This window comes from Nocardiopsis gilva YIM 90087 (genome assembly GCF_002263495.1).
Lineage (GTDB): Bacteria > Actinomycetota > Actinomycetes > Streptosporangiales > Streptosporangiaceae > Nocardiopsis_C > Nocardiopsis_C gilva.
In genome coordinates, this window is record NZ_CP022753.1 from 3,578,413 (window position 1) to 3,603,999 (window position 25,587).

A 25,587-nucleotide genomic window follows, 5' to 3' on the forward strand; every position below is an offset into this window, starting at 1 on the left:
TTCCAAGGAGGTGCCGCTACGCCGCACGCCCGAAACCGGCCTCCTCACCGCCGGACACCCTCCCGCACTACGGAGACGGCGACACGAAGACCTCGTACTCCACATGCTCGTGCGGATACCCGTCCCCCATGACCCGGCGCCGATGCACACCCGACGCACGAAACCCGCACTTCGAATAGAAACGGTGAGACTGCGGCGTGTCCCGCAGCGTCCAGGCGTGGACGTGCCGGAATCCCGCGGCGGACAAGTGCGCGAGCACGGCATCCATCAGCTGCCCAGCCAGGCCGCTCCCCCACGCGTCGGGGTGGCTGTAGAACGCGAAGATCTCGGCCACCCCCGTACGCGTCGGCGACGGCCCGGCGTAGCCGAACGCCAAAGCCCTGCCGTCGATGCGGGCCACCAGGAGAACGTCGCCGCTGCCCCCCAGTCCCGCGATCACCGGCAGCCACTTGGTTCGCTGCTGGCGGGCCATCGCGGCGAGGTACTCGGGTGCGAACAGGCCCCGGTAAGCCACGCGCCACGCCGTCGCGTGGATCTCTCCCACAGCCTCGGCGTCATCGAGCGTGGCCGGCGTGATCACCGGCGTCCCGCAGTCACGGCCGCGACCGCCGCCCTCCCGCGGCGACGAATCCGACATGTGCCCAGGCTCGCACACGCCCACCGGACGGGCCCATGCTCCAGCGGCCGACCTACGACGGGGGCCGCCCGCAGCAGCGCGGGGCGGCGATCCCGTGAAGCCAGCGACAGGGGCGCCGCCGCGTCACTATCGTCAACCGGGATGCCCCATCGGGAGCACGCCTCGGTCTGCCTCTCCACCTGCGAAGGAGCGCGCCATGTTCGTGATCGCCCATGTGAGCGACCCCCACATCGACACCACGGAGCGCAGCCGCCGACGATTCGGCCGCGTGTTGGACCACCTGACCGCCCTGACGCGCCCGGTGGACGCCATCCTGCTCAGCGGCGACGTCGCCGATCACGGGGCGGCCGAGGAATACGCGCTCGTGGCGAAGCTGCTGGGCCAGTCCGCCCCCGTGCTCATCTGCCCGGGCAACCACGACGACCGCGACGCGCTTCGGGAATCGGCGCTGCTCCCCCGGTCCGCCCTCGCTTTTCCCGACCAGCCCGGAGCACCCCTGCATCAGGTGCGCCAGGTCGGCGACATGTTGTTCGTGCTGCTCGACGTCACCGTCCCCGGTGAGCCTCACGGTGAGCTGCGGGCGGACGGTGTCACCTGGCTGCGCGCGCGGCTGGCGTCCGCGCCAGCGGGATCACCCGTCTTCATCGCCCTCCACCATCCTCCAGCGACGCTCGGCCACCCCGGCATCGACGACATGGGGCTGCGCGACGGCGCTCCGCTGGCGACCGTGATCGAGGAGTTCCCCGACGTCGTCGCGGTCCTGACGGGGCACGCGCACACCGCTGTGTCCACGACCTTCGCCGGTCGCCCGCAGGTCGGCGCGCCCGGCATCAATTCCACCCTGCGCCTGCCGTGGGAGGCCGGCGACGGCGGAACCGGCCGTACCGACCACAGTGCCCCGCCGGGCCTGGCATTCCACCTGCTCGACGGTGATCGGCGGCTGATCACCCACTTCCGGACGCTGGCCTGAGCGGCCCGGCAACCGGAAGCGGCCGGTCAGGGGCGTGTCCGCATGTGGGAGCAGAGGACGTGGCGCAGCGGCTCCGGTGTAGTGAAGTGGTGTGGAGCGGAATCCACACCACTTCCTTTACGTGGATTTCTTGAAGTGATTGGGGGCCGAGCGGCTGTGCCGGTTATGGCGTCGCAGCCAGCGCCGGGACCGGCCGGGGCGTGAGCGCCACCGCTGTCCCGGGCGTCAGGTCGGCGATCAGGGAACCGGCCACCTGCGCCACCACCAGACGGCCATCAGCCAGGCGCACCTGTACCCGGGCCAGCGACCCCAGGAAGCTCGACGCGACGACGCGCGCCGTCGCCGTCGCGTCGACGGCCAGCTCCAGCGCCTCGGGGCGCAGGAGCACGGTCACCTCCTCCCCTACGGCCGACCCCTCCAGCAGTGGGACGCGCCCACCCAGCACCTCCGCGTAGCCGTCGGCCGCGCGCCCCGGTACGCGGTTGGTCAGCCCCACGAAGTCGGCCACGAACTCGGTGGTGGGACGCGCGTAGATCGTGCCGGGGTCGGCGATCTGCTCCAGCCGCCCGGCACGCATCACGCCCACCCGGTCGGCCATGGCCAGGGCCTCCTCCTGGTCATGGGTGACGAACAAGGTCGTGGTCCCCACCTCCAGCTGGATGCGCCGGATCTCGTCGCGCAGCTGAGCGCGGACCTTCGCGTCCAGTGCCGACAGCGGCTCGTCGAGCAGTAGTACCCGCGGCTCGATGGCCAGCGCCCGGGCGATCGCCACGCGCTGCTGCTGGCCGCCCGACAGCTGGTGCGGGTAGCGCGCGGCGTGGGCCGACAGGCCTACCAGTTCCAGCAGTTCGCCCGCCCGTGCCCGGCGCTCGCCGGTGCCGCGACCGCGCAGCCGCAGGCCGAAGGCCACGTTGTCCACCGCTGTCATGTTGGGGAACAGGCTGTAGGCCTGGAAGACCATCCCCATGTCGCGGCGGTTCGCGGACAGGTGGGTAATGTCCTGGCCACCCACGTGCACCGAGCCCGCATCGGCGCGCTCCAGCCCGGCCAGCACCCGCATGGCGGTGGTCTTTCCGCACCCCGAGGGACCGAGTAGCGCCACCAGCTCTCCCGGCGCCATGTGCAGGTCGAAGCCGTCCAGCGCGCGCACTCCGGAGAAGGAGCGCACCAGCCCCGTCAACTCGACCGGAACGCCCCGCGCCCCGGTCCGCTCGGACGCGTCCGCAGCCGTCGTCATCGTCGTCTCTTCTCTTTCCGTCGATCGCGTGGACACGTTCTCTCCCCGGGTTGCCGGTGTCGCCCGCAACAGCGCCCCTCCCTCGTTCGCATGCGCCGGTGCTGTCCGCGCGCTCAGGCTCCTCATTCGCCGCCCTTGCGTCGGCGCCCGGCGAACGACAGCGCCAGCAGCAGGAGGAATCCGAACATCAGAGCGGCCAGCGAGACCGCCACCGACAGGGCGGCGTCGCGTTTGCCGATGTTGTTCACCTGCACCTGCAGCGTCGGGTAGTTGAGCAGGGAGGCGATCGTGAACTCGCCGAGCACCAGGGCCACCGAGATCAGCGCGGCCGACAGGATGGCGGCGCGCATGTTGGGCACCACCACGCGCAGCATCACCGACCACCACGACGCCCCGAGGCTCTGGGCGGCCTCGGCCAGTGTCTTGAGGTCGAAGGCGCGCAGCCCCGCGTCCAGCGCCCGGTAGGCGTAGGGCAGCACCAGGACGATGTAGACAAAGGACAGAGTGAGCGGGGTGTCGCCGATGAGGTAGCCGACCCAGGCGTAGATGGGGCCGAGGCCCACGACGATGACGATCGCGGGGATGGTCAGCGGCAGCAGGCAGACGAACTCCAGGAGGCGGTGCAGCCGCGGCAGGCGCAGTTGCACCAGCACCATGGTGGGGAGCAGCAGCACCAGCATTCCCACCACGGTCAGGGCGGCCAGCTGCAGCGATGTGGCGATGGCCGTCAGCAGCTGGCGGTCCTCGCCGATCGCCAGCCACGCCTCGGCGGTGCGCCCGTCTGGACCGCGCGTCGAGAACTCCAGCATGGCCAGCAGGGGAAACAGCAGGTAGGCGCCGATGACCAGCAGGATGGTCCAGCGCAGCAGGGCGGTCCCGCCGCGGCGCCGTCGGGCGGGGGCGGCCCCGTCGGGCTGTGCGGGAGCCGGGGTCGGGGTCAGCGCAGCCATCGTGCGGTCCGCCTTTGCAGCAGTGCGTACAGGGACATGACAACGGCGACGACCACGACCATCCCGAACGCCAGGGCGTAGCCGATGTCGGCCTGGCCGAGGATGACCTCGCTGGTCAGCGCGTTGCGGATCTGCAGCGTCACGATCGGCCCGCCCTGGGACACCAGCGCCGCCGCCGTGGCGAAGGAGGAGAAGGCGTTGGCGAAGAGCAGCAGGAACGATCCGGCGAACGCGGGGGCGAGGATGGGGCCGGCGACGTAGCGCCAGTAGTGCCAGGCGGAGCCGCCGAGGCTCTCGTTGGCCTCGCGCCACTGTTTGCGCAGGCCATCGAGGGCCGGGAGGAAGACGATGGTCATCAGTGGGATCTGGAAGTAGCAGTAGACCAGCACGAGTCCGGGCATGTCATAGAGCCAGTTGCCGGCGGCGAACAGGTCGAGGCCGAGGACGTCGCGCAGGATCAGGGTGAGCCACCCCTGCAGGCCGACGGTGGCCAGGAACGCGAAGGCCAACATGACGCCGCCGAACTGGGCGAGGACGCCGGAGAAGGCGGTCACGACGCGGCGCAGCCGACTCTCGGCTCCGGCGCTTCCGGCCCCGGAGGAGATGGCCCAGCTGAGCAGGGCGCCGGCGATCGCGCCGATCAGGGCGGTAATCAGGGACAGCCAGACCGAGCGGCCGAAGGCCGCCAGGTGCACCGATCCGGTGACCGCCGCGACGTTCTCCAGCGAGAACGTGCCGTCAGCGCCGGTGAGGGCGCCGGAGACGACGATCCCGGTGGGCCACAGCAGGAAGACCGCGACGAAGGCGAAGAAGGGCACCGCTCCGGCGTAGTCGCGTGCGGTGCGCAGCCAGGTCGCGGCCCGGCTGCGGGTGCGCGCGGGGCCGGGTGGTTCCGGTGCCCCCGCGTGCGGAGGGTCGTTGAGGGTACTCAATGGGTCTCTTCGTTTCTCGTTCACCTGGGCATCGGGACGGAGGATCTGCTCCGGCCGTGCGGGGTCGGGGGGAGAGGGTTTCGGTCTCCCGTGGCCTGGGGCGGGCGACGCGGATTCGCCTGAGGCGGATCAGCCCCCGCTGGAGGCGGCGGCGCCCGCGGGTCGGTCGCCCTTCGCTTCCAGGGCCAGCCTCTGGACCAGGGCGCATCGTCGCGTGGCGGAGGGGACGTCCCCGTGGTCGACGGGGGCGGACTCCGATGCGGCGCCGATCCGGTGGGATGGCTGCGGACCGACACCGCATCAGGGGCTGCTGCGCGGTGGCACCGCCTCACGGGTGGTCGGCGATGGCTAGGAGACCGCCGCGGCCCACTTCTCGCCGAGAATGCCGTTGGCCTTCTCGATCTGCTTCTCGGTCAGTTCGACCGGGTCGCCCTGTGCGGGGGGCAGCTTCGCGCTGGCGCCCTTGTCCAGGGTCCCGGCCTTGTCCATGGCGTCCATCCGCACCGCGCGGGCGAAGCCGTTGAGGTAGATGTTCTGTCCCTCGTCGGAGTAGACGAACTCCTGCCACAGGCGAGCCGCCGCCGGGTTGGGGGCGTCGGTGTTGATCGCCTGGTAGTAGTACGAGCTGACGACCGCGTCCTTGGGGATGACGACCTTCCAGTCGGCCTTGTCCTTGAGCTCGATGGTCTGCTGGGCGTTGGTGTAGTCCCAGTCGATGACCACCGGGGTCTCCCCGGAGGCGATGGTGGCGGGGGTCGGGTCGACCGGCAGGAAGTTGCCCGCCTTGTTCAGCTTCTTGAAGAACTCGACGCCCGGTTCGATGTCGTCGGCGCTGCCGCCGTTGGCCAGTGCGGCCATGACCACGCCGGAGAACGCGGCTCCGGCCTGGGTGGGGTCGCCGTTGAGGGCGACCTTGCCCTTGTAGTCGTCGCCGAGCAGGTCGGTGAGGCTCGTGGGCTCGGGCACCTCGTCCGCGTTGTAGCCGATCGACATGTAGCCGGTGTAGTCGGCGAGGTAGCGGCCGTCGGCGTCCCTGAGGTTGTCCGGGATGTCGTCCCAGTTCCCGACCTTGTAGGACGCGAAGTGCTTGTCGGCGTTGGCCAGGGCCACCGCCTGTCCCAGGTCGAAAACGTCGGGGGCGCGGTCGGTGCCCGCGTTCTGCTCGGCGGCGTTGATCTCCTCCTGGCTGGAGGAGTCGGGCGAGGCCGAGTTGACGGTGATCCCGTACTTCTCCTCGAAGGTGGAGATCATCTCGCCGTAGTTGGCCCAGTCGGGGGGCAGGGCGATGACGTTGAGCTCGCCCTCTTCTTTGGCCGCCTTGATGAGCGCGTCCATACCGCCGAAGTCCTCGGCCGACGTCGCGGTGGCGGCCTTGCCGCGGTCGCCGTCCTCGGCGGGGGTGGGCGGGGCGCCGCACGCCGAGAGCAGGAGCACTCCGGCGACGCCGAGGGCGGTCGTCGCGCTGAGCAGGTTCCGCTGGGTCGATGGTCGGGTGAAATCGTTGGCCACTGCGCGTCCTTTACATCCGGGGATGGGGGGATACCCGGGGGAGTTCGGTCATGGGAAACGATGAATGACAGGTGGAAGTGCGGGGGGAGACGACCGTCGGGCGGTCGGCGCGGGCAAGCCATCACGATGCCAGGTCAAATGTGGTGAAACGGTAACAATTCCGGGAACACGAATCCGACAATTCCGAAAAATCGGACAAACTATTTGAATGCCCCAGTTCTCCACCGCTCCAACCAGCAGTAATCACTTTCCATGACGCAAACGCCACAGAATGCCCACGCCCGGCATAGCTTGCGATATTCGCCGATCACCGGTTAGCTCAAGACGCTCACACCTTGAAGCTCCATCCCCAGATTCCACGTCCGTCCCCGACCGAAACCCCCGACCGAAAATCCCGCCCAGGTTCTCCCCCGCCGCCGGGCGCCACTCCCCCGAACCGCCCCGAACGCCCCCACCTGCACCCACGATGAGCACCCCCATGCCCACTGAGCAGCGCCAATCCCTCCGGGCGCGGCTGATCGCCCTGTCCCTCCTGCCCAGCGCCGCCCTGCTCGCACTGTGGGCCGTCTTCACCACCGTCCTCGTCCAGGACATGCTCGAACTGCGCGCCACCGCCACCTTCACCGAAGACGTGGGTACCCCGGTCCTCGACGTCATCGCCGAGCTGCAGACCGAGCGCCGCTACACCATGGAGTACATCGCGGGGGCCCGCGCCGAGAGCCGGACGCCCCGCTACGACACCATGGCGCGCATCCGCACCCAGACGAACGAGACCATCGACGCATTCCGCGCCTCCGTCGACGAGGACGCCCCCGCCCCGGCCGGAGCACGTGTCGAACGCTTCAACACGACCCTCGACGGGCTCAACGAGCACCGCACCACCCTGGACGAGGACCCTCCCGGCCGCGCCGAGGCCGCCGGCTACTACGACGACGCCATCGAACAGGCCCTGCGCATCTGGGACGCCCAAGCCGAACTCGTCGAGGGCCACCTCGCCCACAACACGCACAGCCTCACCTCCCTGCTGCGCGCCCGCGAGCACCTGGCGCGCGAGGACGCCCTGCTCACCTACGCCCACGCCGCGGAGAAGTGGACCACCGACGACCACGCCGCGTTCGCCTCCGCCGTCGGTGCCCAGCGCTACCTGTACTCCCAGATCACCCCCGACCTCAGTGACAGCGAACGCGCGATCTTCGACGACCTGGCCGACAGCGCGTTCTTCCGCACCGTGCGGTCCCTGGAGGACAAGGTCGTCGCCACCGCCCCGGAGCGCACCGCCCCGGTCCCGGTCAACGGCCAGTCCTGGAAGGGCGCCAAGGAGGCCGTGGACATCGACTTCCAGCGGGTCGAGGAGAACCGCACCGAAGCCGTCCTCAGCGACATCCGCGGCGGTGCCGCCTCGCTGCTGTGGCGGGCCATCGCCCTGAGCACGGTGTCCCTCATCGCCGTCCTCGCCTCGCTCCTGCTCTCGCTGCGCTTCACCCGACGCCTCGCCTTCCGCATGCAGAGCCTGCGCGAGGCCACCCTCGACTACGCCGACAGCCGGCTGCCGACCATCACCACCCGGCTGCGCGCCGGACAGCCGGTCGACGTCGAGGCCGAGGCCCCCGACATCCCCGTGCTGAAGAACGACGAGATCGGGCAGGTCACCGAGGCGTTCAACACCGCCCAGCACGCCGCCGTCACCGCCGCGGTCGAGGAGAGCCGACTGCGCGGCGGCGTCCGCAACCTGTTCCGCAACGTCGCCCGCCGCACCCAGACCCTCGTGCACCGCCAGCTGGGCCTGCTGGACACCCTGGAACACTCCGAGACCGACCCCGATGTCCTGGAATCGCTGTTCCGGATCGACCACCTCAGCACCCAGCTGCGGCGCAACGCCGAGAACCTGATGCTGCTGACAGGCGGCACCACCACCCGCCACACCCGCCCGGCCGACCCCGTCCCCCTCCAGGACACCGCGCGGGCCGCCTCCAGTGAGATCGAGGACTACCAGCGCGTCCGGCTGCTGCCCATTCCCAACGTGGCCCTGCAGGGGGAGGCCGGACGCGACCTCGTCCGGCTCCTCGCCGAGCTCCTGGAGAACGCCTCCTCCTTCTCTCCACCGCACACCAGCGTCACCGTGCGCGGCGAGTCCCTCGCCAACGGGGCCTACGCCCTGGAGGTCGAGGACCGCGGACTCGGCATGCCGCCGGACCGCTACGCCCGCGCCAATGAGCTCCTCGCCGCACCCCCGGACTTCGACCTGGCCGACATGCGCGAGGACTCCCAGCTCGGGCTGTTCGTCATCGCGACCATCGCCGACCGACACGGCCTGAAGGTCACGCTGCGGCCCTCCCCCTACAACGGGACGCAGGCCATCGTCGTGCTGCCGCCGCAGGTCATCGCCGACAGCGAGGCGGGGGCCAACCAGCACGCCGATGCCACCCCGTCCCCCGGACCAGACACGGCCCCGACGGCAACGACGCGGGCCGACGGCCCTCGGCGAGGACGCGCTGAAACGAGCACCGCCACCGACCAGCCATCGCCCACGACCGACCCCACACGGCCGTCGACACCCTCCGCATCACCGGCACTCTCCCCCGTCCCCGAGGCTTCGGGAACTTCCACGACCTTGGACACCGCGACCGCGGACCACACGCCGCCCCCTGCCGCCCCCACCGGCGACACCTACAAGGGGCTGCCACGGCGCATCCGCACGTCCCGGCGCCAAGGCCACTCCCTCCCCGCTCCATCGACCGAGGCACCGACGACCGAGGCAGCGGACGCGACGCGTCCGCTGGAGGAGATCCGCGACATGATGAGCGCCCTCCAAACGGGTACCCGTGAGGGCAGGCGCTCTGACCGCGGAACCGGAGACGACATGAACAACACCGAGGAGAGTCGATGAACGAGGCGACCACCACTCCACCGACCGCGTCCACGCACCTGGACTGGCTGCTGACCGATCTGGTGAAGCGGGTCGCGGGTGCCCGCGAGGCGGTCCTGGTCTCCGCCGATGGGCTGTTGCTCTCCGGATCCGCCGACATCGACCGCGACCGCGCTGAACGCGTCGCCGCGATCACCTCCGGCTTTTCCAGCCTGGCCAAGGGAGCGCGCAAGCAGCTGGGGGCGGAGGAGGTCCGTCAGACCATCGTGGAGATGGACAGCGTCTTCCTCTTCGTGCTGGCCGCCGGGTACGGCGCGCACCTGAGCCTGGTCGCCGACTCCAACTGCGACATCGGGCAGGTCGCCTACGAGATCAACCGGCTCGTCCGCCAGGTCGGCCCCTACCTGTCCGCGCTGCCCCGTTCATCGGGTCTCCGACCGGGAGCGGCTGAGAACGACCTGGGTGCGTGAACGCCATGGAGGTGGATGACAACGGCCCGGCGGCCGCCGACGACGGGCGGCTGATCAGGCCCTTCTCACTGACCGGAGGCCGTACCCGCCCCTCCCGCTCCGACTTCGCCATGACCTCCCAGGTGGTCGCGGTCCCCGCGATGGAACCCGCCGAGCTGGAGCCGGAACACCTGTCGATCATGCGCGAGTGCGCGCGCCCCGTCTCGGTCGCCGAGATCGCCGCGCACACCGACCTGCCGCTCGGGGTCCTGCGAATCCTCATATCCGACCTGCTCGACCGCGGGCACGTCATGGTGCACGTCTCGCCGTGGCAGCTGCACCGGCCCGATGCTGAGACTCTGCGATCCGTCATCGAGCGCATCCGCGCGCTGTGAAGGGGGACACATCATGTCCGACAACGGGGGAATCGTTCCCGACACCCTGAAGATCCTCGTCGCTGGCGGCTTCGGAGCCGGTAAGACCACGCTCGTGGCCGCGCTCAGCGAGGTCGAGTCGCTGCACACCGAGGAGGTGATGACCGAGGAGAGCATCGGTGTCGACGATCTCCAGGGGGTCGAGGCCAAGAACACGACCACGGTCGCGCTCGACTTCGGGCGGATCACGCTGGACGAGCGCACCGTCATCTACATGTTCGGCACCCCCGGGCAGGGGCGCTTCGCCTTCATGTGGGACGAACTGGCGGAGGGGGCCCTAGGCGCGATCGTGCTGGCCGACACGCGGCGACTGGCGGACTGCTTCGAGTCGATCGACTTCTGCGAGCAGCGACAGCTGCCGTTCGTGGTGGCGGTGAACTGCTTCGACGGGCACAAGTCCCATACGCCCGACGACGTGCGGGTCGCCTTGGACCTGGACGGCAACGTGCCGGTGATGCTCTGCGACGCGAGGGAGCGCGAGTCGGTCAAGGGTGTGATGGTCGACCTGGTATCCCACGTGCTGGAACTGGAGCTGTCCGGCGCCTGAGAGGGAAGGGCCCGGGCGGCCGCCCGGTGCCCCCCATGGCTAGTCAGTAGATGGACCACGTGGCCACTTTTACATTGTAGATTCATCCCTGTTGGCCGGAGTCCCCGGCCAACAGGGGTTTCTCTGTGTATCCGAGAAGCCCGCATGTCACGGGCGCGTGGTGGGATGGGCGTCAGCCCGGGCCACCGGCCCGGTAAGGTCGCGGTTCGGGGCGCGGCCGAGACGTCGGTCGGGGCCTCAGGTGCCATGGAGATCAAGGGGGAGACCGAGGTGCTGGTCCTGCACGGGCTCTGGGAGAGTGCGGCCGGCGACGGGACGGCGGATGGCGCCGGTTCCCTGGTCCTGTGGGGCGAGGACGCCACGCTCCCCGCCCGGACGGTCTCCCGGGCGACTATCCGGCCCCACCCCTATGCGGCGGCAGAGGCCAGACTGCGGGCGGCGATCACCTCGCTAACCGGGGCGCCCGACGCCAGAGCGGCATCGGCGGCGGAGGTGGACCTCCTTCTCCCCGGTTCACCCACACACCCCCTCCCCTCCCCCGCGCTCGGTCCGGTCGCCAGCGCGCCCACGGTCTCCGCGCCCCGACTCCGACGGTGGCGGATCGCGGGCGTGCGTATTCCCCCGGCCACGGCAGCGAGGATGCTCACCGGGCTGATGAGGGCGTCGAAGGCCCACACAGGCTCCCCCACGGCCCAGAGCATGGGCGACCTCGCCCTCGGCCCTGGGCTGCACCATCTCATCGCGGTGCACGAGTTCGCGGCGCGTCTCGCTTCCGAAGGCCGGGTCCTCCCCCGGATCATCGGTGACCCGCCCCGCGCCCGGTGGCGGCCGGTGCTCTCCGGGCCTGGCACGCGGCACCTCACCGCCCTCATCGGCGCGCTCCCGCCGGTCGCCCGCGCGCATCTGGACCCCGAGGGGACAGGGGCGGGAGAGCTGGTCCTCGCCGCTCTGCACGACCTGCTGGACGCCACCGCACGCGATCGGCTCGGCTCGCTCGGGCCCGGCCAGCGGCGCGGGCGCTCAGCGCTGACGACGGCGCTGACGAACCAGGACGGCGCATATCAGCCAGCCGCGGAAACCGCGGCGCTCGCGGCACAGCTGCGGGATTGGCACCACGCCGCTCAACGGCCGCGCGGCCGCGCGCGGCTCCTGTTCCGGCTGATCGAACCGGAACGGAACGACAGCGAGGAGGCCGCGGCACCGAAGAGCGGCGCGTCCCAGGACGACAGCGACGCCGGCACGGGTGCGGTCTCCGGTCGACCCGCACCCGGCGGCGAGGTGTGGCGCGTGGAGTTCTGGGTGCAGTCCGACGCCGACCCGAGCCTGCAGCTGTCGCTCGCCGACCTGTGGCTGGGCGAGGGCAGCACGTGGCTCCCCGATGACGTCGAATCCACTGTCCTGCGCGACCTGTCCCGGGCGGCACGGCACTACCCTGCGGTACACAGCGCACTGCGCGAGCTCGCGCCGTCCGCGATCACCATGGGGACCGGCGGCGCCTACGCCTTCATCCGCGATGTCGCCCCTCGCCTGAGCGCGGCCGGATTCGCCGTCGTGCTGCCAGAGTGGACGGGACGCGGGGCGCTCGGGCTCAGGTTGACCGCCCGGGAGCAGCAGCCATCCCCCGGCCGCGGCGGGATCAGCCCCACCGACCTGGTGGACTTCTCCTTCGATGCGGTACTCGGCGACGAAACCGTGGACCTCGAGGAGCTCGCCCAGCTCGCCCGCCTCAAGCAGCCGCTGATCCGACTGCGCGGCCGCTGGGTGGAAGTCGACCCGGCGCATCTGCGCACCGCGTTGGACTTCCTGCGCCGCCGGGGCAACGGCACCATGCGCCGCGACGAGGCGCTGCGCGCGGCAATGGCGCCGGACGCGGCGCCGCTGCCGGTCACCGATGTCGATGCCGACGGCGCGCTCGGTGCCCTGCTCAGCGGGGCGACGGAGCAGCGGCTCACCCCGATGTCCACGCCCGCCGACTTCGACGGGTCGCTCCGCCCCTACCAGCAGCGCGGCGCCGCCTGGCTGCGCTTCCTCGGCTCCCTCGGCCTGGGCGCGATCCTCGCCGACGACATGGGGCTGGGTAAGACCGTGCAGCTGCTGGCCCTGCTCACCCAGGAGAGGGCGGAGGAGACGACCAGCGAGACGCCGGCGCCCGGCCCGACACTGCTTATCTGTCCGGTGTCGCTGGTCGGCAACTGGCAGCGGGAAGCCGCACGCTTCGCACCGGATCTTCGGGTGCACATCCACCACGATCCGAGCCGACCGCACGGGAACGCGCTGGCCCGGATCGTCGGTGTCTCCGATCTGATCGTGACCACCTACGGTGTGGTGCTGCGCGACGCCGACGAGCTGGCCGCGATGCCGTGGCATCGCGTGGTGTGCGACGAGGCGCAGGCGATCAAGAACAGCGGGACCCGGCAGGCGCGGGCGGTGCGCGGCCTGAACGCCGACTGCCGGATCGCGTTGACGGGTACTCCGGTGGAGAACAATCTCGGCGAGCTGTGGTCGATCATGGAGTTCGCAAATCCGGGCCTGCTGGGCTCGGAGGCGGCGTTTCGGCAGGGGATCGCCGGTCGGGTGGAGCGCGAGGCGTCCGAGGCGGGATCCGTCGGTGGAGGTGAGAGCACCGCGCTGCTGAAGCGGATGACCGGACCGTTCATCCTGCGGCGGCTCAAGACCGACCGGTCGATCATCTCGGACCTGCCCGAGAAGCACGAGATGCGCACGTGGTGCACGCTCACGCCCGAGCAGGCGTCGCTGTACAAGGCGGCGGTCGACGATATGACCGAGCGGATCGACGGCGCGGACGGCATCCAGCGCAAGGGGCTGGTGCTGGCGACGATGGCGCGGCTCAAGCAGATCTGCAACCATCCGGCGCAGTTCCTCGGCGACGGGTCGGAACTGGCCGGGCGTTCGGGAAAGCTGGAGCGGTTGGCGGGGCTGCTGTCGGAGGCGCTGGCCGAGGGGGACAAGGCGCTGTGTTTCACGCAGTACACGGCGCTGGGCGACCGGTGGTCGCCCTACCTGGCGGCGCGGTTGGGCCGGGAGGTGCTGTGGCTCCACGGCGGCACGCCGCGTGCCCGGCGGGAGGAGATGATGGAGCGCTTCCAGACCTCCACCGAGCCGATGGTGTTCCTGCTGTCGCTGAAGGCGGCCGGTACCGGGTTGAACCTGACGGCGGCCAACCAGGTCGTGCACATCGACCGGTGGTGGAATCCGGCGGTGGAGGACCAGGCCACCGACCGCGCCTTCCGAATCGGGCAGCGGCGTGACGTGCAGGTGCGCAAGCTGGTCTGCGTCGGGACGCTGGAGGAGCGTGTGGACGAGATGATCGAGCGCAAGAAGGCGCTGGCTCAGGGCGTGATCGCCACAGGTGAGGACTGGCTGACCGAGCTGTCTACCGAGCAGCTGCGCGAGGTGATCCGGCTGGCTCCGGAGGCGGTGGCCCGATGAGCAGGGGCGATGGGGAACTCGGCCGTACCGGCGGAGCCGGTGGAGGCCGGTCGTGGTGGTCGAACCGGTTCGTCGAGGCCGTGGAGTCCGGCGCCGAGGCCGGACGGCTGGAACGCGGACGCGGCTACGCGGCCCGGGGCGCGGTGCGGGACGTCAAGGTCGCGCCGGGCGAGGTGCTGGCGAAGGTGCAGGGGTCGCGTGCCCGTCCGTACCGGGTCAGCCTGATCCTGCCGACGCTGGATGAGGAGCGGTGGTCGACGGTGATCGCGGCGCTGGCCGGGCAACCGCTGTTCCGCGCCCGGCTGCTGGCGGGCGACCTGCCACCGGAGGTCGAGCGGGTCTTCGAGATCCTCGGAATCGCCATGTTCCCGCGTGGGCTGGGCAACCTGACGTTGACGTGCTGCTGCCCCGACTGGGGCTACCCGTGCAAGCATGTGGCGGCGGCGCTGTACGTGCTGGCCGATTCGCTGGATTCCGACCCGTTCCTGCTGCTGGCCTGGCTCGGCAAGGAACGCGGCGCGTTCCTCTCCGAGCTGCGCCGGCACGCGCACGCGGCCGTGACACCGGAGGGTCGATCGGACGCGGGGACTGCCCCCTTCGAGGATCTCGCCTGCCCCACGCATCCGGCTCTGCCTCCGCTTCCGGAAACCGCCACTGACTTCTGGTCCGCACCAGAGCTGCCCGCGCGGCCGATGCGCCAGGGGCCGCCACAGCCGGTCGTCCTCACGACGGACCCGCCGGGTGACGACGAGAGGGCGCTGGCACGCGAGCTGGAACCGCTCTACGAGCGGTTGATCGCCCCTGAGAACCCGTAGGGAGGGTTCACCGCTTCACCGTGCCGTTTCCCGAGCGGGCGGCAAGGGATCGGAGGAGGTCCACGGCCTGAGGACCGTCGTCGTGGGAGACGAAGAGGTGGTCGTGGTAGTAGCCGGCGATAACGTTGCACGACATGTCGGCCTCTGCCAGGACGCTGGACACCGCGGCGGTGAGGCCGACGGCATCCAGGGCGGAGTGGATGCGCAGCGTGACCCACGCGGCCACGTAGTCGTACGGCAGGCCCGCCGCGTCGGCCTCCTCCTGGGCACAGACGATGGTGAGGGCTTCGTCCTCGGCAACGGTGACGACCGGGTGGAGGCCCTCGGGAACCCGCTCGGCGTGGGTGAAGACGTAGCGACCGGGGCGAAGTTCAGGTTCCATGCCGGTCAGCAGGCGCGTGAGGTCGCGCTCGGAGGTGCTCAAGAGATCCTCTTCTGTCATTCCTCGTGATCACGCGTACGCACGTCACGCGGTCCGGCCCGGGGGGCGTCCAGCGCAGGGGGCGACGGCAGATTCCGTATCGGCCGCACACCCACGCGTTTCCGGGCTGGTCTCCGCGCTAGGCGCTCGCGGGGCGGATGCGAAAGACCTGCAGGCGGCGGTCGTAGTACTTGTCGGTCTCACCGACCCATTCCATGCCGAGCCGCCGGGCGGTGGCGATGGCCCGGTCGTTGTCGGGGCGGGCGACGGCGAAGAGTTCCTCGATGCCCTGGTCGAACGCCCACGCGATGATCGCCTGGCTGGCCTCGGTGGCGTAACCGTTGCCCCAGGCATCGGGGCGGAGCTGCCAGCTGAGCTCGAAATCCTCGTCATAGGGCGGCAGCTGTCGCAGGGAGAGTCCGCCGATGAGTTCTCCATCGTCGGCACGGACGATCGCCCAGCGGCCCGCGGGCGGAATGAGGTTGGGCTGGGCCTCGATCCAGGCGTGCAGAACCGACCGCATCGCGGCGGAGTCGCGCACGGCATGCATCTGGGGGGTCAGCCACCGGGCGACTTCCTCGGCACCGTAGATGCCCAAGGCAGCATCCGCGTCGGAGATATCCCAGTCGCGGATGATGAGGCGTTCGGTGCGTACTTCAGCGGTCATGTCCCGAATCGTAACCGCACGCGGATCGATCCAAACGGTTGGGCGCCAGGGTCACTGGCTGCACCCGCGCCTCAGGTGCCGCTCACTCTCATCCGTTCCTCTGGCTGAGGTGTCGTCGGCCCCAGAACGCACGCGGGGGCCGCCCGGTTCCCCGGACGGCCCCCACCGCAAGACTTATGAGTAACGCAAGGCAGGCTTAGAGGCCCTGGACGTTCTCCGCCTGCGGGCCCTTCGGGCCCTGGGTGATGTCGAACTCGACACGCTGGTTCTCTTCCAGGTTACGGAAGCCGTTGCCGAGAATGTTGCTGTAGTGCACGAAAACGTCGGGGCCACCGGCGTCCTGCTGGATGAAACCATAGCCCTTTTCGCCGTTGAACCACTTGACGGTTCCCTGCGACATGCGCGATCTCCTACCTTCTGAAGATCAGTTCCAGACCCGCACTTTGCGGTTCTGCAGGTGCTGCGAACCTTCTCCTTCAGAAAAGAAAAACGCCCGCTTGTCAAAAACTCCGCGGGCGATCACATGCGATCAGGCGAAATCAAGACTGCAACCTGGTTGTGACGTTACCACACCAGCCCCTCGCGCGTCATGTGAGCGTGGTCACCACCGCCGTGCTGCCGTCCCCAGGAGGTGATGGCGGGCCATCAGCCGCCAGGAGTGCCAGAATGAAGGGAGAGACACCGTCATCGGCAGCGTGTTCGCAGAAGAGGGATGAGCCGCCCATGTCCACCGCACCGAGCGAGGACCCGCGCCAGGACGACCCTCGGGTCGAGGATCCTCAGCGCGAGGCCGTCGGTATCCCCGCCATCGTGAACAGCCTGCGGGTCGTCGGTGAGCAGTCCGGGGCCAAGCGCGGCCTGCTCACCCTCGTCAGCGTCAACCAGAAGCAGGGGTTCGACTGCCCCGGCTGCGCGTGGCCTGAGCCCGACCACCGCCACCCGGCGGAGTTCTGCGAGAACGGCGCCAAAGCGGTCGCGGAGGAGTCCACCCGCCGCGCGGTCACGCGGGAGTTCTTCGCCCGCCACACGGTCGCCGACCTCGCTGAGCGATCCGGCTACTGGCTGGGCCAGCAGGGCCGCCTCACCGAACCCATGTACCTGGCTGACGGCGCCGACCACTACGAGCCGATCGGATGGGACGAGGCCCTCGGGCTGGTCGCCGACGAGCTCGGCGCGCTGGACTCTCCCGACGGGGCCGCCTTCTATACCTCCGGGCGCACGAGCAACGAGGCGGCGTTCCTCTATCAGCTCTTCGCCCGCCGGTTCGGCACCAACAACCTGCCGGACTGCTCGAACATGTGCCACGAGTCCTCGGGCTTCGCGCTGACCGAGACGCTCGGCATCGGCAAGGGCAGCGTGCTCCTGGACGACATCTATCAGGCCGATCTGATCATCGTCGCGGGTCAGAACCCGGGCAGCAACCACCCGCGCATGCTCACCGCACTGGAGAAGGCGAAGCGGGCGGGCGCGCGGATCATGACGGTCAACCCGCTGCCGGAAGCCGGGATGCAGCGGTTCAAGAACCCGCAGGCCGCCCGCGGCCTGATCGGGCGCGGCACCCAGCTCACCGACCACTTCCTGCAGATCCGGGTGGGCGGGGACCTCGCGCTGTTCAGCGCTTTCAACCGCCTGCTGCTGCAGATCGCCGAGCAGGGCGTCGGGAGCGAACGTGCCGGCGGCACGGACGTGATCGACCGGACGTTCATCGCGGATCACACCCACGGCTTCGAGGAGTTCGCCGAGCGGCTGCTGGAGGCGGACGAGGAGACCTTCTGGGCCGACGTGTCCCGGGCCTCCGGGCTGTCGCGGGAGCAGATCGACGAGGCACTGGCCATGGTGCTGGCGTCGAAGCGCATCGTGGTGTGCTGGGCGATGGGCCTCACCCAGCACAAGCACGCGGTCCCCACCATCCGCGAGATCGTGAACTTCCTGCTGCTGCGCGGCAACGTGGGACGCCCCGGCGCCGGGGTGTGCCCGGTGCGCGGGCACAGCAACGTCCAGGGCGACCGCACCATGGGGATCTTCGAGCGCCCCGCCCCGGAGTTCCTGGACGCGCTGGCCAAGGAGTTCGACTTCGAGCCGCCGCGCGAGCCCGGGTTCGACACGGTGGACACCATCCGCGCGATGCGGGATGGGCAGGTGAAGGTGTTCTTCGCTGTGGGCGGCAACTTCGTGTCGGCCACGCCGGACACGCACGTCACCGAGGACGCGATGCGGCGCTGTCGGCTGACCGTGCACGTGTCAACCAAGCTCAACCGCTCGCACGTCATCACCGGCACGCGTGCGCTGATTCTGCCCACGCTGGGCCGCACCGACAGAGACGCGCAGAAGGGTGGGGACCAGTTCGTGACCGTCGAGGACTCGATGGGCATGGTGCACGCCTCCCGGGGCAAGGTGGCCCCGCTGTCTGCGGAGATGCGCTCTGAGGTCGCGATCATCTGCGGCCTGGCCCGCCGCGTCCTGGGAGCGGACGACGCGGTCCCGTGGGAGGACTTCACCGCCGCCTACGACCGCATCCGCGACCGAATCGAACACGTGGTCCCGGGCTTCGACAGCTTCAACGAGCGAGCCCGCCACCCGGGCGGCTTCGCCCTCCCCCACGCGCCCCGCGATGAGCGCGAGTTCCCGACAGCCACCGGCAAGGCCAACTTCAGCGTCAACCCCATCACCGCCCCGGAGGTCCCGGAGGGACGGCTGCTGCTCCAGACCCTGCGCTCGCACGACCAGTTCAACACCACGATCTACGGACTCGACGACCGCTACCGCGGCATCCTCGACGGCCGACGGGTAGTGCTCATCAACCCCGATGACTGCGCCGAACTCGGCGTCACGGGCGGCCAGTACGTCGACGTGGTCAGCGAGTGGGAGGACGGCATCGACCGCCGCGCCCCCCACTTCAAGGTCGTCGAATACCCCACGACCAGGGGATGCGCGGCCGCCTACTACCCGGAGACCAACGTGCTAGTCCCACTGGACTCCACCGCCGATGTCTCCAACACACCGACATCCAAGTCCATTGTGGTCCGCTTGGAACCCGATTCCGGACACTAGGCCGCGAGACCCGGAACCTCGTGCTCGGCGGCGTCCTCATCGGCGCTGAGCCAGCTAGAGTCAGCAACTGCCGGGTCCTGCCCGGCGATCAACCGCTCGTAGCGGTTGGCGAGGAACGCCAGTCCCCTGCTGAAGGAGCTCGGCACCTCGTGCCCATAGATACGCCGCGTAGTCGTCACGAAGTCGTAACCGACCCACCGGGAGACCTCATTGATCGGGGTAGCGCCCGCCAGGAGGTCGCTCACCCACGCGTGGCGAAGGTCGTGTGGCCGCATCGTCGGAGGCAGGTCCGTCTGCAGCGCACCCCGCGCGAAGCCCCGGCGACCCGAAGGTCACCTCATCCTCCGCTCCCCTGGCACTCCTCGCTGTCCCCACCGCTACGGCACTGGCCGCCGGGGCCGGTGTACTCATCACCGTGCCCAGGGGCCGGACTCTCGGGCCGGTGCGTCGCTACCGCGCCGCCCACCACAACGACCACCAGCGCCATCGCGACCAGGACCTGGGTGACCCCCGCGATCCGCCACCGCCCCCGGAAGAACAGGACGGCGGCGCCCGCCGCGAGCAGGCCCAGGACACCGAGGGCGATCAGGGCGCTGTCCTGCCGCGTCAACCCCTCGGAACCCGAGCCCCCGGCGGCACCGTTCAGCGCTTCGCCCAAACCGGCAATGAGGGCGATGTACCCGATCACCACCACGGCGCCGGCTTCCAAGAGGAACATGAGGACAGCTACCAGCAGGTCGGCGCCCCAGGAAGGACGTGATCGGGTCGTAGTGGGGACCGATGGGGAGTTCGTGGTCATGGGACGATACTTCCAGGGCGCCAGCGCCGGGGCCTGAGTACGGATACTCAGGCGCACCGACCATTGGGGCCGTGCTCCGGTATCCGGGACGGCCGGTTGGAAGACTCGCGGACCCGGCGACCTCATCGTGCAGGTCCTGGTCGCCTTCGCCCACGACGACATGGGCCTGACCGCCCCTTGGCCGGCCAACGCCCCCGCACCGGAGACAGGGCAGCCCCGCTCGCCGCCGCTATGCGGCGGGACTGGTCGGCGTGAGCACTCCCAGCCGTTCTTCGACGGCCGCCGCCGCGTCCAGGCACACGTCCTCGCGGTAGGGGCGACCGATCAGCTGCACGCCGGTGGGCAGCCCCGCGGCGAGCCCGGTCGGCACCGCCACCGCCGGGACTCCGACGAAGCTCGTCGCGGAGCACAGCCGCATGGCCGTACTCACGCGTTCGTGCCCGGCTTCGTCGCGGGACTCCAGGCCGGGCGGGACGGGCGGCTCGGTGAACACCGGGCCGAGCACGAGCGGGTACTCGTCGAGGAACCGCGCCCAGGCCCGCCGGAGGCTGAGGTGCACGCCGGTCAGGCGCTGGTACTCGGCCGCGTCCACCGGCCCCTCCTTGGCCGTCGACATCTCGATGTAGCGGTGTCCGCCCTCGCCGAGCAGCGTCTTCACCACCGGCCAGGACGGGGCGAACTCGGTCATCAGCATGCTGCCGTAGGCCGCGAGCGCCTCCTCCAGCCGCGGCACGTCGGCCACCTCCTCGACCGCGTAGCCGGCATCCCGCAGCGCGTCGGCCGCTCGGTCCACCGCGCGCCGCACCTCCGGGTGCACGCCCCGGCCGCCCGGGTCGGCGACCACCGCGACGCGCACGGGGTGCTCCAGCGGCGCACCGCGCAGCGGCACCGGCACGGCGCGCGGATCCGCCGGGTCGGCACCCGCCAAGGCCTCGAAGGCGAGCCGCAGGTCCGCGACGGACCGCGCGATGGGCCCGTCCACCACGCACACCTGGGCTCCGAACGGGGGATCCTCCGGGCCCATGCGGTGGTCGGCGGCGAACCGGCCGTAGGTGGGCTTCAGTGCGGCGACCCCGCAGAAGGAGGCCGGGATGCGCACCGAGCCGCCCGCATCGTTGCCGAGTCCAAGGCCCGCCATCCCACAGGCCACCGCCGCCGCGTCGCCCCCACTGGAGCCGCCCGGTGTGCGGCCGGGGTCCCACGGGTTGGCCGTGTCGCCGAAGAGCTCACTGCGGGTGTGCATTCCGGCCAGGGTGAGCGTAGGCATGTTGCTGTGCGCGATGGGAATCGCTCCGGCCGCACGCAGCCGCGCCACGGGCGGCGCGTCGGCCGCCGCCACGGCGTTGGCGAAGTGCGACGCTCCGTGCGTGGTGGGCACGCCTTCGATGGCGATGCTCTCCTTAACGGTGAAGCAGGCCCCGGCGAGCGGCCCCGGGTCCTCGCCCCGGGAGCGCTGGCGGTCCAGTTCGGCCGCTGTTTCGCGGGCTCGGTCAGCCAGCAGCTGGGTGACAGCGTTCACGGCGGGGTCGACCTCGGCGATGCGGGCGAGTTGGCTCTCGACGATCTCCGCAGCCGACGCGCCGCCGCTGCGCACCGCCGCGGCCTGCTCCCCCGCTGTCGCCGACCACCATGTTCCTGTTGTCCGGTCCATGTCTCCATCCGTTTCCGATGCGATTGCATCGCTATACTAGCCCGTACCGATGCAACCGCATCGCAACCGGATGAGGAGGATCTTCATGCCCCGCCAGGTGGACCACGACGGCCGCCGCCGCCAGATCGCCGATGCGGTGTGCCGACTGGCCGACGAACGCGGCGTGGAAGGGGTGACCCTGCGGGACGTCGCCAACCGCGCGGGCGTCTCCATGGGGGCGGTGCAGCGCTGCTTCGGCACCAAGGAGGAGATGCTCGTATTCGCACTCGGCCACATCGGCGAGCGGCTCACCGCCCGGATCCGAGCCCGGACCACCGAAAGCCCGGCGCAGTCGGCGGGAACCGCATTGGGCCACGCGGTCACCGAGATCGCCCTGCTGCGCGAGGAGCACCGCGCCGAGGCCCGCGTCTGGCTCACTTTCGTCGCCCAGGCCGCCGTCAGCCCCTCGCTGGCCGCCGTCCTCAGGTCCAGCTATGCCGACCTGCAGCAGATGCTCACTCGGCTGATCGGCGAGTCCACCGGAACCAACGACCCGCAGGCAGCCGCCCGCGCGCTGATCGCCCTCGCCGACGGCCTGACCGCCCACGTCCTCGTCGGCCATCTCACGCCCGAAACCGCCCTCGACACCCTCGACCACCACCTGAGGACGCTGGTCAACAGCGCACCGGCCTGACCCCGGCCTGGAGGAGGCCTCACACTCGTTCCGGAGACCGTTCCCGAAGGGCGCGCAGGCTTTCGGAGAGCTTCGCCATCTGGTGATCGTCGGCGTCGATCACGGCACCAAGGATCTCCGGCCTCAGACCGATCGGCGTACCCAGCCGATCGAGGGCGTCGCGCGCCGCCTGCCTGTACACGCGCTCACCGGCGTCGACTCCAGTGAAATAGGGCGTGTGCGCCCCGAAGTCGATGGTTGTGGACGCTTCCTCCTCGGCGTAGCGTGCCACCGCCGCACCGACGTCGAGCGTTTCGATCGGGACACGACCAGGAAGGAAGTGGTCGAACGGCCCCGGTTCGGTGTCCGATGCTGTCAAGAGGGTGGCCATGTGCCGGGCGATCACCGGTGAGCAGTGGAAGCCGTCCCGGTAGGTTCCGGTGGCGAACAGCAGGCCTGACACCGGAGTGCGGCCGATGAGCGGATAGGTGTCGAGCGGGACGGGCCGATGGCCGTAGTGGTAGCGCAGCATCTGGGAGAAACCCAGCCGCCGGTCAAACTTGTCCACGGCGAACTGGAGCATGGCCTGGGCGATGCCGAGCCCCGGGCCCTCCGGGGGATCGAGGTGGACGACGCTCGTGGCTCCGATGTACTCGCGTCTGTCCCCTAACGGGACGACATGGATACCGCAGCTTCCTGCACGGAGAGCGGTGCGGACCACGTGGCCGAATCCGGCTCCGCGCTGACGACGCGTTTCGGCCGCAAATCCGGTGCCGAGGAACAGCGGCTGAACCGTACCGGCGGGAAGATGCTCGATACAGCGTTGCGTACCGGTACCCGCAGCGAGCACGACCGCTCCCGCAGCGACCGTCTCCCCCGTCGACAGGCGGACTCCGGTCACCCGACCGTTTGCTTCGACCAGGCCCGCGACGGTGTCATCGCGGATCACGAGCCCGCGACGCCTGACCGCGGTCTCCAGAGAGGCCACAACAGCACGTGCGTCAACCACTCCTTCCCGCTCCAGGTAGATGGCGCGGATGGGGGGTTCGTGCGGGGCGGCCCGCACTTCGTCGAGGTCCTGCGGATCGAGTTCCTGGTGCGGTTCGCTGTACTGCTTCAGGGCGGCGTGAACGGCTTCGAAGTTCTTGGTGGTGTGGGATGTCGACCGCGCGACGAGCAACAGCAGAGTGCCCGGTAGCCACGTCGCCGAAGCGGAACCGTCGCCATCATCGTCGAGACGCTCAAGCCACGCGGGCCAGGCGTCGAGGGCATCGCGGGCGATAGCGAACTTGGCCCGGGAAGCAGGGTGCTCGTCGGTGGCACTCGTGACCTCCGCGAAGCAGTTGAGCATGGCTCCGGCCGCCGTGGTCGCCGCAGTCGGCCGCGCGTTGGGGCCGATCACCACGATGCGCAGGCTGGGGTCGCGGAGCGCGGCCTCGTAGGCGATCGACAGCCCGAGAACGCCGTTGCCGACGATGACCACATCGACAGTCGCCCCTGCCATTGGTGTCCCCCTTTCCCAGGGCATCTCTGCTGGACATGCCCAAACGTATTCATTAACAAACTCTCTGTAATCGACCTCCATGTGGAACGCGAGAGTCGTAGATCAATACCCTGTGTAGTGCCAGCGCTTGTTCCAAGTAGGGCGGGAGAGCCGTGCCGCTGTTCCACACAATGGGTTAGATACGCTGTGCCGTCGCGTTGATGGGAATCGGGAGGGTGCCTTGTCGGTCGATGAACGGCTGCGAGTGCCGATCGGGGAGGCGTCAGGCAGCTGGTCGACGCTTCCGGACTGCCGCCGGGTGCTCGTCGTGGCCCACACGGTGACGTCGATGACCCGCTTGCTCGACATCCTCCCGCTCCTGGAGTCGGATCCGCGTATTCAGATCGTCTTCACGCGTGCTCGGACGTCGAACTTCCGCGAAGGCGTGACCGAATACCTGAACGATCTCGGCGTTGTGGTCGCCCCATGGGAACAGGCCATCGAAGAAGAATTCGATCTCGCGATTTCAGCGAGCTTCGGCGATGACATGCATGCAATCAAAGCGCCTTTGGCTGTCGTTTCCCACGGGGCTGGGTACAATAAACTGATGGAAACCGAAACCGGAAACCGGAAACCGGAAACCGGAAACCGGAAACCGGAAACCGGAAACCGGAAACCGGAAACCGCCACGCCGCAGGGCGTGTTCGGGCTTTCTTCGGCGACCCTGATCCGCAACGGGCAGCTGGTTCCCTCGATGCTCGTGCTCTCGCATCCCGAGCAGCTCGACCGGTTGCGCGAGGCCTGCCCCCAGGCGGTCGATGCGGCCGTCGTCGCGGGCGATCCCACCTATGACCGGATCCTCGAGGGTCGCCGCTGGAGATCGGAGTACCGCAAGTCGCTCGACGTCGGCGAACGCCGCTTGGTTCTGGTCAGCTCGACCTGGGGACCGTCGTCCCTGCTTGGGCGCCGACCTGAGCTGTTGAGCGAGCTGCTGGAGGAACTTCCCGTCGACGAGTACCGCGTCGCCTTCGCCGCCCACCCGAATACCTGGCACGGGCACGGTCCATGGCAGGTTCGGTATTGGCTGGCCTCCTGCGAGCGCGCGGGGCTGCGGGTCCTGCCACCCCGCCACGGCTGGCAGGCCGCCGTGGCGGCGGCCGACCACATCATCGGAGACCACGGGTCGGTGACCTTCTATGGGGCGGCGATCGGCACACACACCATGCTGGGCACATTCCCCGACGAGGAACTCGCGGAAGACTCCCCCATCGCGGAGTTCGGCCGCACCGCGCGTCGGCTCACGCACCGTCGTTCGCTGCTCGACCAGCTAATGGAGGACGCCGCCGTCCACACCCCCGGCCGCTTCGACGCCTCCACGCGGATGCTCAGCTCCCTCCCTGGACAGTCGGGCGACGTCCTGCGCGCCGCCTTCTACCGGCTCCTGGGACTCCCTGAACCCCGCCACCGGGTCCGGATCGTTCCGCCCGAGCGCCCCACGCCGTACGTGCGCACCTGGCCGGACGTGGGCGGATTGGTGCCCCTGGTCGTGTCGGCCGAAGGCGACGACATGGAGGTGCGGGTGGAGCGCCGTCCCGCCGCTCTAGTGAGTGGCGGCCACCGGGTCCTCCAGCGTCCGCACGTGGTCGCCAGCGCGGACGAGCCGGACTCGCACTGGCTCGATTCCGCCGACATTCTGGTGTGCGGCGCTGGTGGATACGAGCCCCGGCATCACGATAATCCCGTTGATCCCTGGGAACGGATTTCGCGGGTTTTTTCCGCCCACCCCAACGCACGGTTCGCTGTCATGACAGCGCCGGGCGAATGCCTCGTCGCAACGCGCGGAAACAAACGTTACCGCCTCAGCTCGGAAACCGATTCGGGTGGGATCGATCCCCTCGTGTTCGCATCCGCGTTCTGGCGTGTCCACACGCACCTTCGTGGGGAGATTGTTTCCAGTTCGGTCAAGGTGGGCGTCGGGCAGCACCAGGTGGTGATGCGGGTCGTCCCGGAAACCCGGGAGGCGACGTGACCGGCGGGGGGCGAAGGCGGTGTCAGCCTCAGCGTGCT

Annotated in this window: 22 protein-coding genes; 10 read left to right on the forward strand and 12 right to left on the reverse strand. The window is 69.9% G+C overall.

Features of this window, described 5'->3' with window-relative positions; all coding sequences use genetic code 11:
• Positions 1 to 67: 67 nt before the first annotated feature.
• A complete protein-coding gene (locus CDO52_RS16350) occupies positions 68 to 637 on the reverse strand; it encodes a GNAT family N-acetyltransferase (protein ID WP_152471544.1) in 570 nt (189 codons plus the stop codon).
• Between the two features lie 196 nt (positions 638 to 833).
• Between CDO52_RS16350 and CDO52_RS16355 the strand changes: the two genes are divergently transcribed.
• Positions 834 to 1,607 (forward strand): metallophosphoesterase, encoded by a 774-nt coding sequence (locus CDO52_RS16355; RefSeq protein WP_017617780.1) that lies wholly within the window; start codon positions 834 to 836, stop codon positions 1,605 to 1,607.
• Positions 1,608 to 1,770: 163 nt separating this feature from the next.
• On the opposite strand, the gene CDO52_RS16360 is transcribed toward CDO52_RS16355, so the two are convergent.
• The 4 genes from CDO52_RS16360 to CDO52_RS16375 all read right to left on the reverse strand — a co-directional run bounded on the left by CDO52_RS16360 (position 1,771) and on the right by CDO52_RS16375 (position 6,235).
• Positions 1,771 to 2,844, reverse strand: a complete 1,074-nt coding sequence (locus CDO52_RS16360) for an ABC transporter ATP-binding protein (protein ID WP_017617781.1) — start codon at positions 2,842 to 2,844, stop codon at positions 1,771 to 1,773.
• Between the two features lie 122 nt (positions 2,845 to 2,966).
• On the reverse strand, positions 2,967 to 3,794 hold the full coding sequence (locus CDO52_RS16365; protein ID WP_017617782.1) for an ABC transporter permease: 828 nt from the start codon (positions 3,792 to 3,794) through the stop codon (positions 2,967 to 2,969).
• Positions 3,782 to 4,726: an ABC transporter permease gene (locus CDO52_RS16370; protein ID WP_017617783.1), complete on the reverse strand. Its 945-nt coding sequence runs from the start codon at positions 4,724 to 4,726 to the stop codon at positions 3,782 to 3,784. The genes CDO52_RS16365 and CDO52_RS16370 overlap by 13 nt, the downstream gene beginning before the upstream one ends.
• Before the next feature lie 348 nt (positions 4,727 to 5,074).
• Positions 5,075 to 6,235, reverse strand: coding sequence for an ABC transporter substrate-binding protein (locus CDO52_RS16375; RefSeq protein ID WP_232524218.1), 1,161 nt, complete (start codon positions 6,233 to 6,235; stop codon positions 5,075 to 5,077).
• Between the two features lie 478 nt (positions 6,236 to 6,713).
• Between CDO52_RS16375 and CDO52_RS16380 the strand changes: the two genes are divergently transcribed.
• The 6 genes from CDO52_RS16380 to CDO52_RS16405 all read left to right on the forward strand — a co-directional run bounded on the left by CDO52_RS16380 (position 6,714) and on the right by CDO52_RS16405 (position 14,796).
• A complete protein-coding gene (locus tag CDO52_RS16380) occupies positions 6,714 to 9,122 on the forward strand; it encodes a sensor histidine kinase (protein WP_017617785.1) in 2,409 nt (802 codons plus the stop codon).
• Entirely contained in the window at positions 9,119 to 9,571 is a 453-nt protein-coding gene (locus CDO52_RS16385) for a roadblock/LC7 domain-containing protein (RefSeq protein WP_017617786.1), read from the forward strand. Before CDO52_RS16380 ends, CDO52_RS16385 begins: the two co-directional genes overlap by 4 nt.
• A 5-nt stretch (positions 9,572 to 9,576) precedes the next feature.
• Positions 9,577 to 9,945, forward strand: a complete 369-nt coding sequence (locus tag CDO52_RS16390) for a DUF742 domain-containing protein (RefSeq protein ID WP_026125627.1) — start codon at positions 9,577 to 9,579, stop codon at positions 9,943 to 9,945.
• A gap of 13 nt (positions 9,946 to 9,958) precedes the next feature.
• Entirely contained in the window at positions 9,959 to 10,531 is a 573-nt protein-coding gene (locus CDO52_RS16395; RefSeq protein WP_094932505.1) for a GTP-binding protein, read from the forward strand.
• Between the two features lie 246 nt (positions 10,532 to 10,777).
• Entirely contained in the window at positions 10,778 to 13,981 is a 3,204-nt protein-coding gene (locus tag CDO52_RS16400) for a DEAD/DEAH box helicase (protein WP_017617789.1), read from the forward strand.
• The gene (locus CDO52_RS16405; RefSeq protein ID WP_017617790.1) at positions 13,978 to 14,796 is read left to right on the forward strand and encodes an SWIM zinc finger family protein; all 819 of its coding nucleotides are present in this window, start codon (positions 13,978 to 13,980) and stop codon (positions 14,794 to 14,796) included. The genes CDO52_RS16400 and CDO52_RS16405 overlap by 4 nt, the downstream gene beginning before the upstream one ends.
• A 7-nt stretch (positions 14,797 to 14,803) precedes the next feature.
• Here the strand turns inward: CDO52_RS16405 and CDO52_RS16410 are convergent, their stop codons facing one another.
• From CDO52_RS16410 to CDO52_RS16420, 3 genes are all read right to left on the reverse strand, one after another.
• Positions 14,804 to 15,220: an ACT domain-containing protein gene (locus CDO52_RS16410; protein WP_017617791.1), complete on the reverse strand. Its 417-nt coding sequence runs from the start codon at positions 15,218 to 15,220 to the stop codon at positions 14,804 to 14,806.
• A gap of 136 nt (positions 15,221 to 15,356) precedes the next feature.
• Positions 15,357 to 15,884 carry a GNAT family N-acetyltransferase gene (locus tag CDO52_RS16415; protein ID WP_017617792.1) on the reverse strand — a complete coding sequence of 176 codons (528 nt, stop codon included), beginning with the start codon at positions 15,882 to 15,884 and terminating at the stop codon, positions 15,357 to 15,359.
• 196 nt (positions 15,885 to 16,080) lie between these two features.
• Positions 16,081 to 16,284 (reverse strand): cold-shock protein, encoded by a 204-nt coding sequence (locus tag CDO52_RS16420; protein WP_017617793.1) that lies wholly within the window; start codon positions 16,282 to 16,284, stop codon positions 16,081 to 16,083.
• Between the two features lie 323 nt (positions 16,285 to 16,607).
• Between CDO52_RS16420 and CDO52_RS16425 the strand changes: the two genes are divergently transcribed.
• Positions 16,608 to 18,935 carry an FdhF/YdeP family oxidoreductase gene (locus CDO52_RS16425; protein ID WP_017617794.1) on the forward strand — a complete coding sequence of 776 codons (2,328 nt, stop codon included), beginning with the start codon at positions 16,608 to 16,610 and terminating at the stop codon, positions 18,933 to 18,935.
• Here the strand turns inward: CDO52_RS16425 and CDO52_RS16430 are convergent.
• From CDO52_RS16430 to CDO52_RS16440, 3 genes are all read right to left on the reverse strand, one after another.
• Positions 18,932 to 19,180, reverse strand: a complete 249-nt coding sequence (locus tag CDO52_RS16430) for a hypothetical protein (protein WP_094932506.1) — start codon at positions 19,178 to 19,180, stop codon at positions 18,932 to 18,934. The two genes, CDO52_RS16425 and CDO52_RS16430, sit on opposite strands and share 4 nt — an antisense overlap.
• Before the next feature lie 92 nt (positions 19,181 to 19,272).
• Positions 19,273 to 19,734 carry a DUF6234 family protein gene (locus tag CDO52_RS16435; protein WP_152471545.1) on the reverse strand — a complete coding sequence of 154 codons (462 nt, stop codon included), beginning with the start codon at positions 19,732 to 19,734 and terminating at the stop codon, positions 19,273 to 19,275.
• Positions 19,735 to 19,963: 229 nt separating this feature from the next.
• Complete coding sequence (locus CDO52_RS16440; RefSeq protein WP_033299616.1) at positions 19,964 to 21,385, reverse strand: amidase; 1,422 nt, start codon at positions 21,383 to 21,385, stop codon at positions 19,964 to 19,966.
• Between the two features lie 85 nt (positions 21,386 to 21,470).
• Here CDO52_RS16440 and CDO52_RS16445 point away from each other — a divergent pair, with 85 nt between their 5' ends.
• Positions 21,471 to 22,058, forward strand: a complete 588-nt coding sequence (locus CDO52_RS16445; protein WP_017617798.1) for a TetR/AcrR family transcriptional regulator — start codon at positions 21,471 to 21,473, stop codon at positions 22,056 to 22,058.
• 19 nt (positions 22,059 to 22,077) lie between these two features.
• On the opposite strand, the gene CDO52_RS16450 is transcribed toward CDO52_RS16445, so the two are convergent.
• Positions 22,078 to 23,622, reverse strand: coding sequence for an NAD(P)/FAD-dependent oxidoreductase (locus CDO52_RS16450; protein ID WP_083919764.1), 1,545 nt, complete (start codon positions 23,620 to 23,622; stop codon positions 22,078 to 22,080).
• Positions 23,623 to 23,761: 139 nt separating this feature from the next.
• Between CDO52_RS16450 and CDO52_RS16455 the strand changes: the two genes are divergently transcribed.
• Complete coding sequence (locus CDO52_RS16455; RefSeq protein ID WP_157745608.1) at positions 23,762 to 25,549, forward strand: hypothetical protein; 1,788 nt, start codon at positions 23,762 to 23,764, stop codon at positions 25,547 to 25,549.
• Positions 25,550 to 25,587 lie beyond the last annotated feature (38 nt).